11 protein-coding genes are annotated in these 13,957 nt (G+C 54.8%); 9 read left to right on the forward strand and 2 right to left on the reverse strand.

Features of this window, described 5'->3' with window-relative positions; genetic code table 11:
- The first annotated feature begins 55 nt into the window (after positions 1-55).
- From Q4501_RS04180 to Q4501_RS04210, 7 genes are all read left to right on the forward strand, one after another.
- Positions 56-1,357, forward strand: coding sequence for a DUF3426 domain-containing protein (locus Q4501_RS04180; RefSeq protein ID WP_303594471.1), 1,302 nt, complete (start codon positions 56-58; stop codon positions 1,355-1,357).
- Positions 1,358-1,584: 227 nt separating this feature from the next.
- Positions 1,585-2,580 (forward strand): tRNA dihydrouridine synthase DusB, encoded by a 996-nt coding sequence (gene dusB / locus Q4501_RS04185; protein WP_303595454.1) that lies wholly within the window; start codon positions 1,585-1,587, stop codon positions 2,578-2,580.
- On the forward strand, positions 2,577-2,894 hold the full coding sequence (fis, locus tag Q4501_RS04190) for a DNA-binding transcriptional regulator Fis (RefSeq protein WP_303594472.1): 318 nt from the start codon (positions 2,577-2,579) through the stop codon (positions 2,892-2,894). The genes dusB and fis overlap by 4 nt, the downstream gene beginning before the upstream one ends.
- Positions 2,895-2,979: 85 nt before the next feature.
- Positions 2,980-4,560 (forward strand): bifunctional phosphoribosylaminoimidazolecarboxamide formyltransferase/IMP cyclohydrolase, encoded by a 1,581-nt coding sequence (gene purH / locus Q4501_RS04195; protein ID WP_303594474.1) that lies wholly within the window; start codon positions 2,980-2,982, stop codon positions 4,558-4,560.
- Positions 4,561-4,658: 98 nt separating this feature from the next.
- Positions 4,659-5,945, forward strand: a complete 1,287-nt coding sequence (gene purD, locus Q4501_RS04200; RefSeq protein WP_303594475.1) for a phosphoribosylamine--glycine ligase — start codon at positions 4,659-4,661, stop codon at positions 5,943-5,945.
- A 106-nt stretch (positions 5,946-6,051) separates the two neighbouring features.
- Positions 6,052-6,999 (forward strand): alpha/beta fold hydrolase, encoded by a 948-nt coding sequence (locus Q4501_RS04205; RefSeq protein WP_303594477.1) that lies wholly within the window; start codon positions 6,052-6,054, stop codon positions 6,997-6,999.
- Between the two features lie 101 nt (positions 7,000-7,100).
- Positions 7,101-8,681, forward strand: coding sequence for a cation:proton antiporter family protein (locus Q4501_RS04210; RefSeq protein WP_303594479.1), 1,581 nt, complete (start codon positions 7,101-7,103; stop codon positions 8,679-8,681).
- Between the two features lie 87 nt (positions 8,682-8,768).
- On the opposite strand, the gene Q4501_RS04215 is transcribed toward Q4501_RS04210, so the two are convergent.
- Positions 8,769-10,628: an SLC13 family permease gene (locus Q4501_RS04215; RefSeq protein WP_303594480.1), complete on the reverse strand. Its 1,860-nt coding sequence runs from the start codon at positions 10,626-10,628 to the stop codon at positions 8,769-8,771.
- Between the two features lie 357 nt (positions 10,629-10,985).
- Here Q4501_RS04215 and Q4501_RS04220 point away from each other — a divergent pair, with 357 nt between their 5' ends.
- Positions 10,986-12,377 carry a sigma-54 dependent transcriptional regulator gene (locus Q4501_RS04220; protein WP_303594482.1) on the forward strand — a complete coding sequence of 464 codons (1,392 nt, stop codon included), beginning with the start codon at positions 10,986-10,988 and terminating at the stop codon, positions 12,375-12,377.
- The gene (locus Q4501_RS04225) at positions 12,374-13,435 is read left to right on the forward strand and encodes a transporter (RefSeq protein WP_303594484.1); all 1,062 of its coding nucleotides are present in this window, start codon (positions 12,374-12,376) and stop codon (positions 13,433-13,435) included. Before Q4501_RS04220 ends, Q4501_RS04225 begins: the two co-directional genes overlap by 4 nt.
- 27 nt (positions 13,436-13,462) lie before the next feature.
- Here Q4501_RS04225 and Q4501_RS04230 read toward each other — a convergent pair whose 3' ends face one another.
- The gene (locus tag Q4501_RS04230; protein ID WP_303594486.1) at positions 13,463-13,954 is read right to left on the reverse strand and encodes a hypothetical protein; all 492 of its coding nucleotides are present in this window, start codon (positions 13,952-13,954) and stop codon (positions 13,463-13,465) included.
- Positions 13,955-13,957 lie beyond the last annotated feature (3 nt).

The following is a 13,957-nucleotide window of genomic DNA, read 5'->3' on the forward strand; positions in this document are numbered from 1 at the left end:
TGTCTTAACGACTAGACTCCCAGACTCGTAGTTAAGTCGCTTGCAGGAAAGAAGCATGACCCAGAGTAGTCTGCAGACCCAGTGCCCCAAATGTCGTACCCGTTTCCGGGTAACCGATGAGCAACTTGGCATTGCCAAGGGCAAGGTGCGCTGTGGGCACTGCATGGATGTCTTCAACGCAGTCGAGCACCAGGTAGCTGCCAGCAGCGGCACTGTGCCGGACCGCCCTTCCGGCACAAGCAGCAAGGTGCCAGTCAAGCCCGGCCCATCCGAGCGACCAGCCTCCGGCTTTATCAGCGACACAACTGAAGACGACTTCATCTTTGCTGATAATCCCGAGGAAGATGCCGAAGACGGCCCCTATGCTGGTACCAGACTGACTTTTTCTGACGACGAGCTGAGCGACAGTTTTCGCGGTGTGGACGACCGAAGTGCATCTACACGGGAAGAGCAGGACGACGATAATTTTTCAGAAAACATCGATGAAAGCTGGGCTGAAGCGATTCTTCAGGAAGATAGCTCTCCCCAACCCTCTTCCGCTGAGTCAGAGCCAGAGCCAGAGCCAGAGCCAGAAGCCGAGAAAATTGAGGTTGAGCCAGAGTTCCAACAGGAATCGGAGCGAAAGCCCACACCTGAACCTGAGGCCAACGACAGCCCTGACATAGAATCAAAAAGCACTTCGGTACCTCCCGAGGATGACACGCAGGGCTTTTATGTCGATGAGCAACCCGACCCGGCGTTTGAGTCCTTTGCTGACGAACACGGAGTTGAGCCAAAAGACGGGCGCGAACAACAGAATGAATCCTTTGCAGCGGGCGCTCCATTTGGCGACCTCAGAAGGGACCCCGTTTCTGTGGGTAGCAAAAACAGGAGCTGGCTACGCACTCTAACCTGGTCTGTGATTGTACTTGGTCTTCTGGGCGTGCTGATTGCGCAGGTGACCTGGTTCCAGTTTGACAGGCTATCTGCCATTCCGGAGCTTCGCCCCTTTTATGAAAAGGGCTGCGAACTTGCCGGCTGCGAATTGAAGCCCCTTATCAATGTTGAAGCGATCCAGAGCCGTAAACTGGTGGTTCGCACCAACCCGGAAAACCGTAACCAGCTGGTGGTCGATGCGGTGATTGTTAACCGGGCCGATTTCCAGCAGCCTTTCCCGGCCATCGCTCTCACCTTCTCTAACCTCAATGGGGACGTTGTTGCCCAGAGCGTGTTTACACCATCAGAATACCTTGCCGGTGACGCTGAAGGCCTCCAAACCATGCCTGTAGAGACACCGGTTCGCATAGCAATAAGTATCCGTGACCCAGGTCGGGATGCCGTTAATTACAACCTGGGCTTCCGGCCTTATGTGCCCTGACATTGCTTGCCGGTGACGACCCGGCAGGCATGTGAGTCGCCACCCAACAGAACAAAAGTCAACCAGAAAGAGCGAAAAATAATCAGTTTTTTCGCCTCCCTGCCCCTTCAATCACAGTGCCCCCGGCGGTATCATTAGCGCCCTTCGGAACTGGCATCGGTTATTTATTAAACAATCGACCCACTCCGACCTTTGCTTAATCTGCTGTGATACGGATTCAGACCATGTTGCCAACGGCAAAAATCGGGCCGTACACTTTGCCCAACCCGCTGATCGTTGCGCCCATGGCGGGCGTAACAGATCGCCCGTTCCGGCTACTCTGCCGAAAAATGGGGGCGGGATTAGCAGTGTCTGAAATGGTAATCGCTGACAGCAAGCTCTGGCATACGCGCAAATCCAGAACCCGCATGGACCATACCGGGGAGCCAGAACCCAGGTCTGTGCAGATTGCGGGCGGCGATCCGGACATGCTGGCGAATGCAGCTCGGCTGAACGCTGAGTCCGGGGCCCAGATTATCGATATCAATATGGGCTGCCCGGCTAAAAAAGTGTGCAACAAAGCGGCCGGCTCGGCACTGATGAAAGATGAGAAGCTGGTCAGGGACATACTGGAAGCAGTTGTCAGCGCAGTCGATATCCCCGTTACGCTGAAAATGCGAACAGGTTGGGACCAAGACAACCGAAACGCACGAGCCATTGCGCGGATGGCGGAGGATGCAGGCATTCAAGCGCTGGCGATTCATGGCCGCACCCGAGCCGACAAATATAATGGCAGTGCTGAGTACGACACCATTGCTGAAGTGAAGTCCAGTGTCAGTATTCCGGTATTCGCCAATGGCGATATCACGTCACCGGAGAAGGCCCGCCGGGTTCTGGAGCATACAGGAGCCGACGGACTGCTTATTGGCCGTGCTGCGCAGGGCAGCCCATGGATTTTCCGGGAAATACTGCATTTTCTTGAAACGGGCCAGCACCTGCCTGCACCACCACTGAGCGAAGTGGAACAGATTCTGACTGAACATCTTGACGCCCTGCATAGCTTTTACGGAGAGCTCATGGGCGTGCGCATTGCCCGTAAACATGTGGGCTGGTACCTACAATCCCACGACCCTGGCAAACGGTTCCGTAATCACTTCAATGCGTTCGATGACGCGCTGAAGCAGAAAGACAGTATTCAACAGTATTTTTCAGGCTTACGAAATGGAGAGGAATTCGCAGCATGACCGCTGAGACATTGGCAAATAGCACCCTGAACACCCCGGCCAACGATGACATTCACCAGTTGCAATCAGTGAATAGCAGCGGCACCACCGTTACCCTGCGCGATAACGTTGAAGTAGCCCTGAAAAACTACTTCACTCAGCTTGATGGAGCGCCCGTTACCGAGGTTTACCAACTGGTACTTTCGGAGGTGGAAGCCCCGCTGCTGGAGCAGGTAATGAAGTACACCCGCAATAACCAGACCAAAGCATCCACCATGCTCGGCCTGAACCGCGGAACCCTGCGCAAGAAGCTTAAGCAGTACGGCCTGCTATAATCGAAACACCCTGACTTGATGAGGGCCTCCCGGACACCCTTCGTGAGGCCCTTGTTCGTTCACCCCAAGTGAAGAATGTGACCCCATGGCAAACCAGGCTAACACCCCCGTCCGTCGCGCACTGATCAGCGTCAGTGATAAATCCGGCATCGTAGAGTTCGGGCGCGCCCTCACCGGCCGCGGCATCGAACTTCTCTCTACAGGGGGCACCTTTCGCCTCCTGCAAGAAAACAGCGTTCCTGTTACCGAAGTCTCCGACTACACCGGCTTTCCGGAGATGATGGACGGACGGGTCAAAACCCTGCACCCGAAGATACACGGTGGCATTCTTGGCCGTCGGGGCACAGACGACGCCATTATGGGCGAACACGGTATCAACCCGATTGATATGGTTGTGGTGAATCTTTACCCGTTTGAATCCACAGTCGCTAATCCGGACTGCGATCTCGCCACAGCCATCGAAAACATCGATATCGGCGGGCCTACCATGGTTCGTGCAGCCGCCAAGAACCACAACGATGTTGCGATTGTGGTTAACGCGTCAGATTACAGCCGCGTTCTGAAAGAGCTGGACGACAATGACGGCCAACTCAGCCACAACATCCGTTTTGATCTGGCGGTAAAGGCATTCGAGCATACCGCAGGCTACGACGGCGCTATTGCCAACTATCTGGGTGGCCGCACCGCCGATAATGACAACGCTGAATTCCCGCGCACTTTTAACGCCCAGTTCGTGAAAGTGCAGGACATGCGCTACGGTGAAAACCCGCACCAACGCGCGGCCTTCTATGCCGAACGAACCCCGAAAGAAGCCAGTGTTGCCACGGCAAAGCAGCTACAGGGTAAAGAGCTATCCTACAACAATGTCGCAGATACTGACGCCGCCCTGGAATGCGTGAAACCATTTGCAGACCCCGCTTGCGTAATCGTCAAACATGCCAACCCCTGCGGCGTGGCAATCGGTGCAGACATTCTTCAGGCCTATGACCTGGCCTTTGCGACAGATCCCACTTCGGCGTTCGGCGGCATTATTGCTTTCAACCGGGAATTGGACGCGGAAACCGCCAAAGCGATTATTGATCGCCAGTTTGTCGAAGTTATTATTGCTCCCACCATCGCACCCGAGGCTGTAGAACTGGTCGCAGCCAAAAAGAATGTGCGGCTGCTGGCTTGTGGCGACCTCAGTGGCGAGCGTGCCCAATCAATGGACTACAAACGCGTTACCGGCGGCCTGCTGGTTCAAGACCGTGATTTGGGCATGGTTGCAATGAGCGATGTGAAAGTTGTCACCAATCGCCAGCCAACTGAACAGGAGCTCAATGACCTGCTGTTTGCCTGGGAAGTGGCGAAGTACGTCAAGTCCAATGCCATTGTTTATGCCCGCGCTGGCCGCACGATTGGTGTTGGCGCAGGCCAGATGAGCCGTGTTTACAGCGCGCGGATTGCCGGTATCAAAGCGGCGGATGAGAACCTGGAAGTTAAAGGCTCCGTTATGGCCTCTGACGCCTTCTTCCCCTTCCGGGACGGCATTGACGCCGCCGCTGAAGCCGGCATTACTGCCGTCATACAGCCCGGTGGCTCCATGCGAGATCAGGAAGTGATCGATGCCGCCAACGAGCACGGCATTGCTATGGTATTCACCGGTATGCGCCATTTCCGGCACTGATAGAACGCAGGGCGGAGGCAAAGCTCCGCCCTGTTTCCTTATCAGTCTTGTGACAAAACTTTGCAATAACTCTTTTAAAAAGTACGGGGCAACGAGATATGAATATTCTGGTTATCGGCAGCGGCGGGCGCGAACACGCACTGGCCTGGAAAGCAGCCCAGTCGCCGGCTGCGGACACAGTTTTTGTCGCACCAGGCAACGCCGGCACCGCTCACGAGCCGGGTGTTGAGAACGTTGATATTGATGTTCTGGATCTTGAAGGCCTGGCCAAATTTGCTGCCGATAATAACGTAGGCCTGACTATTGTTGGCCCGGAAGCACCGCTGGTAGCCGGCATTGTGGATCTTTTTGAAGAGCGTGGCCTGCGCGTCTTTGGGCCCAGCGCCGGGGCGGCACAACTGGAAGGCTCCAAAGCGTTCACCAAGGATTTTCTCGCGCGCCAGAATATCCCCACGGCTGGCTATGGCAACTTCACCGACATAGACGAAGCCCTGGCCTATGTCCGTGAACAAGGAGCTCCCATTGTGGTCAAAGCCGACGGCCTTGCCGCTGGTAAAGGCGTTATCGTCGCCATGACCCTAGAGGAAGCCGAAAACGCTATTCGTGACATGCTTGCGGGCAATGCCTTTGGCGACGCCGGCAGCCGTGTTGTTATTGAGGAGTTTCTGGACGGCGAAGAAGCCAGCTTTATTGTAATGGTAGATGGCGAGCATGTTTTGCCTATGGCCACCTCTCAGGACCACAAACGTGTGGGCGACGGTGATACCGGCCCAAACACCGGCGGTATGGGAGCTTACTCCCCTGCTCCAGTGGTGACCGCCGATGTGCACCAACGGATCATGGATGAGGTAATTTATCCAACTGTGCGCGGCATGGCAGCGGAAGGCCATCCGTACAAGGGCTTCCTGTACGCTGGTCTGATGATCGATACTTCTGGAGCGCCCAAGGTGATCGAGTTCAACTGCCGCTTTGGTGATCCCGAAACCCAGCCTATCCTGCTACGCATGAAGTCAGATATCGTAGCCTTGTGCCAGGCTGCCATCGACGGCCAACTGGATAAGTGCGATTCCGACTGGGACGAACGCGCCGCCGTGGGCATTGTGCTGGCAGCCGGCGGCTATCCTGGCAGCTACAGCAAAGGCGACGCTATTTCCGGCTTGCCAGAAACAGAGACCGAGGGTGAGAAAGCGTTCCACGCAGGCACCACGCTTAACGGCAATCAGGTAGTCACCAGTGGCGGCCGGGTGCTCTGTGCGACAGCATTGGGCAACACAGTGACCGAAGCGCAGCAAAGGGCTTATGCACTCGCCGAAAAAATACGCTGGGATGGCGTGTTTTACCGCAACGACATTGCCTATAGGGCTATTGCTCGGGAAGCATCGTAACGACGCTAATCGAATTGAAGCCCGGCCAATGACCGGGCTTTTTTATGGAGTAATGTAAGCGAGTTCGCCCAATGGTGTAAAAAATAAACAACCAGGAACCGCCCAAATGCTGAAGAAGTCTCCCTTTGCTGTCGTTTTACTACTTTTGCCCATCCTGCTTGTGAGCGCCTGCTCCCGCCAAACTCTTTACGAAGCTGCTATTGGCTTTGAACGCTCGACCGCCGGTCTTGAAGCGGCCAGGGTTACCGTAGGAGATCTCGACATCGCTTACCTCCGGAACTCCGAAGCCAACAAAGGCGACACCATCGTTCTGGTTCACGGCTTTGGTGCCAACAAGGATAACTGGACGCGCATCGCCCGGGAGCTTACCGATGATTTCAACGTTTATGCCATAGACCTCCCCGGCCACGGCGAAAGCAGCAAGCAGCTGGATCTCGGTTACCGGCTGGACCAGCAAGTTACTCACCTTGCGCGGATTCTAAAGGCTCTGGACATTAACGAGATGCATATGATGGGCAACTCCATGGGCGGCGCCATTACCGCTCTGTATGCAGCCACCTACCCAGAGCAGATTAAAACTGCTGTACTTTTCGACCCGGCCGGCATTCTAGAGTACGAAAGCGAGCTGGTTGATCTGGTCGTCGCCGGAGACAACCCGTTGATCCCCTCCAAACCCGGTGATTTCGAGCGGTTAATGGATTTCGCCCTTGAGCAAAAACCCTTTGCTCCCTGGCCCATTCTTGAGGTTATGGAAGAGCAGGCCATTGCCAATCAAGCGGTGAACAAGGTGATTTTTGCCGCCATCAGGGATGCCAGCTTCGAACCCGATTTTCGCAACACCATTTCCCGCATCAAAGATCCGGTACTGCTGGTCTGGGGCAAGGAAGACCGGGTGATTGATTATCGTAACGGCGAAGTCTTTGTGGCCACCATCCCGGGCGCACGACTGGAAGTATTGGACGGAATTGGCCACGCACCGATGATCGAGGCGCCGGAAGAATCCGCACGACTGTTCCTCGAGTTTGCCAGACCCTATATTTCAAAAGCCAGATAAGGCTCACGGGCAAAAGGTTCTTTCGTTATCGGCTTCAACGACCGGGGAAAACAAGGTAGCCTTATGCCAAAGATAATTCGCTCTCCCTGAAAGAACATCTCATGCCTGAAGCTATCTGGATTTCTTTGGCCTTTGGTCTTGGTCTGCTGATCAAGACCATTGGCTTGCCGCCGTTAATCGGTTATCTGGGCGCGGGTTTCGTTCTCAGCGCTATTGCGGCCACCCCATCCATTCCCCTCTATCCAGAACCTACAGCGGCACTTGCCCACATCGCCCACCTGGGTGTATTGCTGATGCTTTTCACGGTGGGCTTGAAGCTCAAGCTCAAGTCGGTTATCAGCCCGGAGGTTATCGGCGGTAGCCTGCTACACTTTGCCATCACCTGCTTTGTATTTACGCCCGGCCTTTACTTCCTTATGGATGTGAGCTGGTACGTAGCCTTTATGCTGGCCGTTGCCTTGTCGTTCTCATCTACGGTGCTGGCCGCAAAAGTACTGGAGAGCAAGCGCGAGCTCAGAGCCTTTCACGGCCGGGTGGCCATCGGCATTCTGATCATGCAGGACCTGCTTGCGCTGTTGGTGATGAGCCTGGCTGCAGGCCAGACGCCGTCCGAGTGGGCACTGATTGTCTTTGGCCTGCCCCTACTACGCCCACTACTATTCAAGCTGCTTGACGCCAGCGGCCACGACGAATTGCTGGTTCTGCTGGGCATGCTCCTCGCACTGGTTATTGGCGGATTGGGTTTTCAGGCACTAGGGCTCAGCTCGGAACTGGGGGCCCTCATCTTCGGCGCTATTCTTGCCAACCATCCCCGTAGCCAGGAGCTGGCGAAATCTCTGTGGAGCGTGAAGGAAATCTTTCTGGTCGGCTTTTTTCTGCAGATTGGCATAGGCGGCCTGCCTGATACCAATGCCATTGTCTTTGCCGTTGTAGCTGCACTGCTGTTGCCCCTCAAAGGGATTCTATTCTTCTTCCTGATGCTGCTGTTCCGCCTTCGCGCCCGCAGCAGTTTTCTGACATCGCTGGCCCTCACCAATTACAGTGAGTTCGGTTTGATTGTTGCCAGCATTGCCCTTCCGGAGTGGCTCGTACCACTGGCGATAACAGTCGCAGTCTCCTTCCTGATATCTGCACCACTGAACCGGCTCGCACACCCATTGTATGAGCGCCTGAGTCATCGGCTTGTGCGCTTCGAAAGTCACCGGCGACATCCCGATGAGCTACCTGTTTCGCTTGGCGACACTCGCGTTCTGGTTATGGGAATGGGGCGAACCGGCACTGCTGCCTACGACTGGCTGAAAAACTCCGAAGCGAGGTTAATGGCACTGGACTCGGATCTTCCTAAAGTGGAAAGACACAGGGCCAAAGGACGAAACGTTGTTTATGCGGATGCCGAAGACAACACCTTCTGGGAAGCGCTACACATGCCATCTGTGGAAGCCGTTGTTCTTGCCATGAGCGATATAGAGGCGAAACTGATCGCGGCACGAATGTTGAGAAAACTTGGTTTTACCGGCTACATTGTCGCCCATACCATGTACGAGGACGAGGCCAAGCGCATTTGCGAAGCCGGTGCTGACAATGCTTATCTGACCATGAGCGAAACCGGCGTTGCGCTGGCCAGCCACATCCAGGACAAACTCTCACCAGCCTTATCTCTGGTTCCGGAAAAAGCGGGTTGAGCTCACGGGTTCGTTGCCAGTACCGCCGCTATATACCTTGGCTCAGCGTCCATCGCGAAGCCTTATATTAGATTCAGTTTCTTGCGGTCAGACCCATACAAGCATAATAACCGGGACCGCGACCACCGTGACTATGACCGTAAGCGGCAATCCGAGGCGCCAGTAGTCACCAAATTCGTAACCACCTGGTTCCATAACCAAAGCATTTGATTGATGACCGATGGGCGTCATGAAAGCACAGGACGCGCCAACGGCAACTGCCATTAACACGGCATCAGAGGGCATCTGTAGTTCACTGGCCAGGCTCATAGCAATAGGTGCGACCACGATAGCCGCCGCTGCGTTATTTACTACGTTGGACAACAGCGTTGTGCCCACCAGAATCATTACCAGCACCGAAACCATGGAGAGATTCTCACCGAGCACCAGCATCTGCGAGGCGATCAGGGCTGCGCCACCGGTGCTTTCCATAGCCTGGCCGACCGGTATCATAGCCGCCAGCAAAACGATCACCGACCAGTCAATTGCCTTGTAGGCATCCGCTGCAGATATAAGATTCATGATTACCATGGCAACAGCCCCGGCCACTAGCGCAACGGGGGCAGAGAGCAGGCCGGTTACAATAACCGCAATACTGGCCAGAAAGATGCCGGAAGCCATTGCGGTGTTTCGGGTAGACCCCAGCCTCAACCCCCGCTCTGCCAACGGCAAGCACCCAAGCTCTGACAAGGTTCCGCTCAGAGAATCCTCAAAGCCCTGCACCAGCAAAATGTCACCCGCATTAAGCCTTATATCTCCGAGGCGTCGTTGAAGCCTGTGCCCCAGCCTCGCTACGGCGACAATGTTGAGCTGATTGCGTTCACGTAGCTTAAGTCTGTTCGCCGTCTGCCCCACCAGAGAGGACTCCGGAGCAATAACGGCTTCCACCAGATACAGCTCACCTTTTGCTATCCGGGCTGAAGCACTTTCATCGTTTTTTTCGTGTTCTCCGTTATTGTGATCTCTGTCGCCGTTAACTTTATCTTTTTCGCTGTTTTCTCCCGTTTCCTCTTCATCGACAGCCTGGTTGGCCAGCTCAAGCCCGGTTTTATCGAGAAACACCTGCAAGCTGGAGGTGTCTGCCTCGACCAGCAACACATCTCCCTCACGGAGGATTTTATAGGTGGAAGGAACAGCCTGTACCTGCTCATCACGAATCAAGGCGAGGACAACGATATCCGCTTCGTCTCCGGCCCCTGCCAGAAGGCTGTGTAAGGTGGAGCCCGCATGATCCGAGTTTTTGGGAAGTCGAAGCTCCGTCAGGTATTCGCCTACGCTGAACAACTTTGCATCAGCAGAGCTCTCCTCCCTGCGGGGCGTTAACCGCCAGCCGACCAACGTGATGAACGCAATACCCGCAAGCGTAATCGCCACACCAACCGGGGCGAAATCGAACAGCCCGAAGGTGCCGCTCTCACGATAGGATGCAATGATGATATTGGGTGGCGTACCGATCAGTGTCATGGTTCCGCCCAACAAGGAGCCGAAAGCCAGAGGCATCAACAGCAATGAAGGCGAACGCCCCGCTTCCCGCGACATCCAGATTGCTACCGGCATCAGTAACGCCAGAGCACCTACGTTGTTAATGAAGCCGGAGCAAAGCGCCACCACACCGGTCAGGGTCAGCACCTGAAGCGTTGGCCGATGGCCAATCTTCCCCAACAGGCGAGCGATGTTGTCCACTACGCCGCCATTCACCAATCCCTGACTGATAACCAGAACGGCCGCCACTGTAATCACCGCCGGGTGACCAAAACCGGCAAACAGCTCCTCGGTTGGCACCAGCCCTGTAATGGCAACTGCAAGTAAGGCGAGCATAGCCACTACATCAAAGCGCAGGCGGTTCCACACAAACATAGCAAGTGTGATTCCGAGCACCGCAAATACAATGCCTTGCTCGATACTCAAGGGCAGTCTCCTGTTCTTTTTGAGGTTACAGAATATAGCAAAGGTGGGGCAAAGTAGCGCAGGTGCGTACTCTCAGGTCAATACACTAGACACCCCGGGAGTGTCAGCCTTCTATACAGTTTTATATCGCGCGAAAAACACGCAAATTGCAAGTAGCTGTATAACCATATCTATATACCTGCTGGTACAGATCCTGCCTGCATAACAGCAAACTAAGATAATAGTCCTGGCTGTTGAGAACAGCCATGGAGGGCCACACAGGACAGTGGCCGGATTCTTCGCAGTACCGGTTAAACATCGCAATCCTGAACGGCTGGCAGTCCCATTTCCAAGGCTCAACTCCTGTGGAGGTTTGCCATGATGGAAAAGCGACCGCTTGTTTGGTTGTCAGCGGCAAACAGCAACAACTGCGTACGAAAGCAACTTGAAGCAAACTGGAACCTTATCGACTTCAATCTTGATGAGCCGGTTCCCCTTTTTACTCAAGTTGCGGACGGCGCCAGAGTTGGCGTATTGGAATTCCCAAGCCTGTCACGAGACAACATGCCCTGGCCGGAAAGCTGGCTTGAAATGCTTGACCTCAACTACTGGGTCGCCATCGCGTCCCAGCAACCTGTCAGCGGCACACGCGCCGCCAGGCTTATCGTTCGCTACTGTTCCGATTTCCATACATTGCCTGTGGACTACCAGCGCCTCAACACAGTGCTCGGGCACCTCTGGGGTATGGCGACGATTCTGGAGCCTGCCGGCAGCCTTGTTAACGATGATTATAAGAATCTCGCACTAGTGGGGGACTCTCCGTCCATCCAACACGTTCGCAACCTGCTCCGTCGTTTTTCGGCAACCCGGGAACCTGTTCTGATTTCCGGCGAGAGTAGCACCGGGAAGGAAGCCGCCGCCCGGTTCCTTCATTCCCACTCGGCTCGTGCCGCAGGTCCACTGGTTATCATTAACTGCGCAGCCTTGCCCACCACACTTACCCAGAGTGAACTGTTTGGATATGAAAAAGGGGCCTTCACCAGCGCACTGAACTCGCATCAGGGGCGGCTTGAACAGGCTAATGGCGGCTCAGTTGTGTTCTCCGGCATTAACGAACTCCAGCTCGAACAACAATCCGCCATCCTGCGGTTTCTTCAGGAAAGCCAGGTTGAGCGCGTGGGTGGTAGCGCCCAGATCCCGGTTGACTGCAGAGTGATTGCAACCACCAGTGAACCGCTAGTAGATCTTATTGAACTCGGACGCTTTCGAAGTGATGTCTACTTCCGGCTTGGCAGTCTCGAAGTAAAGCTCCCTGCTTTAAAAGACCGGCGAGAGGATATACCGGTCCTTGCCCGCCTGTTGCTCGAAGCAAGGTGTCAGGGAGCAGAGCCAAAAAAGCTCAGCAAAGGGGCCAGCCAAAGCCTGCTAAACCATTCATGGCCCGGCAATCTTCAGGAACTACAGAACCGCCTGCGACAGGGGTGGCTGCTCTGCGACCGGCCCGTTATCGAGGCTTCGGATCTCGGGCTCTCCCAGCCCACTCCAGGCTCTGATCCAGCGTCCAACCTCAGCCTCAAAGAGTTTCGTGCCCAGGCCGACAGGCAGGCGCTGAGGTGCAGCCTCAAGCTGGCGAACAACAACATGTCCGAGGCCGCCAGGCTCCTCAACATATCGAGGGTGTCTCTGTACCGGCTTATGGACAAATACGACCCGCGTCCGCACGACAGAAATACCCGACAACGGCCTCAACGAAAAGGGGGTATAAAATGAACATCCAAGCTCGACTTCTACTCACCCTATGCATTTTCCTGATTCCCGCAGCGGGTCTTGCAGAACCGGAATACGATGAGAAAGGCATCGCATCGGCCCAAGCCGAAGAATATAAAGAGCAAGCCTCAGATATTGCATCCATCACCTCTGACCGGGGCATTGTGACGCACCCCGGCCGCTTCACCATTGAACCCTCATTTTCTCACGCCCACAGCAATGCGACTCAGGTGGCGGTGGAAGGCTACACGGTGATTCCTGCCCTGCTGATAGGATTGATAAATATTTCAGAAATCCAGAGGGATATTTTTGTCGGAGCCATGTCACTCAAATACGGTTTTACCAGTAAGTTTGAAGCCGCCTTGCGGGTGCCTTACCTGAGCATTCAGGAAGATCTTCGGGAGCGACAGGCGTTTGAAGGCACCCCGGTAGATACACTGAGAGAGTCCTCGGGTGAAGGCCTGGGTGATGTGGAGCTGTCGGTGCGTTATCAACTCAACGACGGCCTGAAGGGCTGGCCTTATATCATTGGTTCCTTCCGGGTGAAAGCACCAACCGGGGACAGCCCATACGATGTCGATCAACAGGTTATTAACGATAGCCAGGGCAACCCCATCGGGATTGAGCTTGAAGAACGGCCAACAGGCTCAGGGTTCTGGTCCTTTGAGCCTGGCGTCTCATTTATCTACCCGTCAGATCCTGCCGTTCTCTATGGCAACCTCAGCTACGTTTACACACTGAAGGACGAAAAGGGCTATGAGAATGGCAATACCGTTGATCCGGGTGATGTGATCCGGTTCGGTTTTGGTATGGGCTTCGCCTTTAATCAGCGCACCTCTTTCAGTCTGGGCTACGACCACTCGGTTATCCGAAAGACCACTTACGAACGCGACATAGACCTATTCGGCGCTAACTTTGACAGCATCCAGATCGGCTCATTGGCCTTCGGGCTCTCTCACCGGCTAACATCCAGCACAACACTAAGCCTTACCGTCAATGTTGGTGTAACCGAGAACGCTCCGAGCACGGAGATCACCCTGAAACTGCCAATCAGTCTCTAGACAATTGGGGCTTTTATACTCGGACGATTAATGACCAAGAAACTGGAGGATGGGGGCGCGCAGGTTATCAGGCATACGATAGCCCGCGCCCAGATTATTCAACTCAATGTTCAGTTGTCGCGCATTCTGGATAACGGAGCTATTCAGATCGTTCTGGATCAGTGTCATCCACCCGCCATCGTTTGAGGTAGCTGAGACAAGCGCCTGCCCGTTCTGTCCGGAGTTGATGATACCAAGCACCGTCTCCACCTTATGCGGCATAGCATTACCGCTGATCAACTGATTCAGATTCGGGATAGTCAGGCGATTGATTGCCAGAGTTTCGCCGTTCACAGAAACCACTTGCTCCAGCCCGATCGAAATTTCAAGATTGTTCAGGCTGAAACCACCCCTCTGTGTGGACAGTTCATTGTCACTCAGGGGCAGTTCTGAAAATATTCCCCCAGCCGCTGCGGGCATTCCCGCAACCCCGAGAACAACGACCAGTCCTGTAACTGCACACCGCGGAAGGCTAACCATGAC

Origin of the sequence: Marinobacter sp. 2_MG-2023 (genome assembly GCF_030546935.1) — a bacterium.
Lineage (GTDB): Bacteria > Pseudomonadota > Gammaproteobacteria > Pseudomonadales > Oleiphilaceae > Marinobacter.

Bases quoted from the DNA above. Each gene is read 5' to 3' on its own strand.
- Q4501_RS04180 (WP_303594471.1), top strand. From the start codon at position 56: ATGACCCAGAGTAGTCTGCAGACCCAGTGCCCCAAATGTCGTACCCGT.
- fis (WP_303594472.1), top strand. From the start codon at position 2,577: ATGACCGCTGAGACATTGGCAAATAGCACCCTGAACACCCCGGCCAAC.
- purH (WP_303594474.1), top strand. From the start codon at position 2,980: ATGGCAAACCAGGCTAACACCCCCGTCCGTCGCGCACTGATCAGCGTC.
- purD (WP_303594475.1), top strand. From the start codon at position 4,659: ATGAATATTCTGGTTATCGGCAGCGGCGGGCGCGAACACGCACTGGCC.
- Q4501_RS04205 (WP_303594477.1), top strand. From the start codon at position 6,052: ATGCTGAAGAAGTCTCCCTTTGCTGTCGTTTTACTACTTTTGCCCATC.
- Q4501_RS04210 (WP_303594479.1), top strand. From the start codon at position 7,101: ATGCCTGAAGCTATCTGGATTTCTTTGGCCTTTGGTCTTGGTCTGCTG.
- Q4501_RS04220 (WP_303594482.1), top strand. From the start codon at position 10,986: ATGATGGAAAAGCGACCGCTTGTTTGGTTGTCAGCGGCAAACAGCAAC.
- Q4501_RS04225 (WP_303594484.1), top strand. From the start codon at position 12,374: ATGAACATCCAAGCTCGACTTCTACTCACCCTATGCATTTTCCTGATT.
- Q4501_RS04230 (WP_303594486.1), bottom strand. From the start codon at position 13,954: ATGGTTAGCCTTCCGCGGTGTGCAGTTACAGGACTGGTCGTTGTTCTC.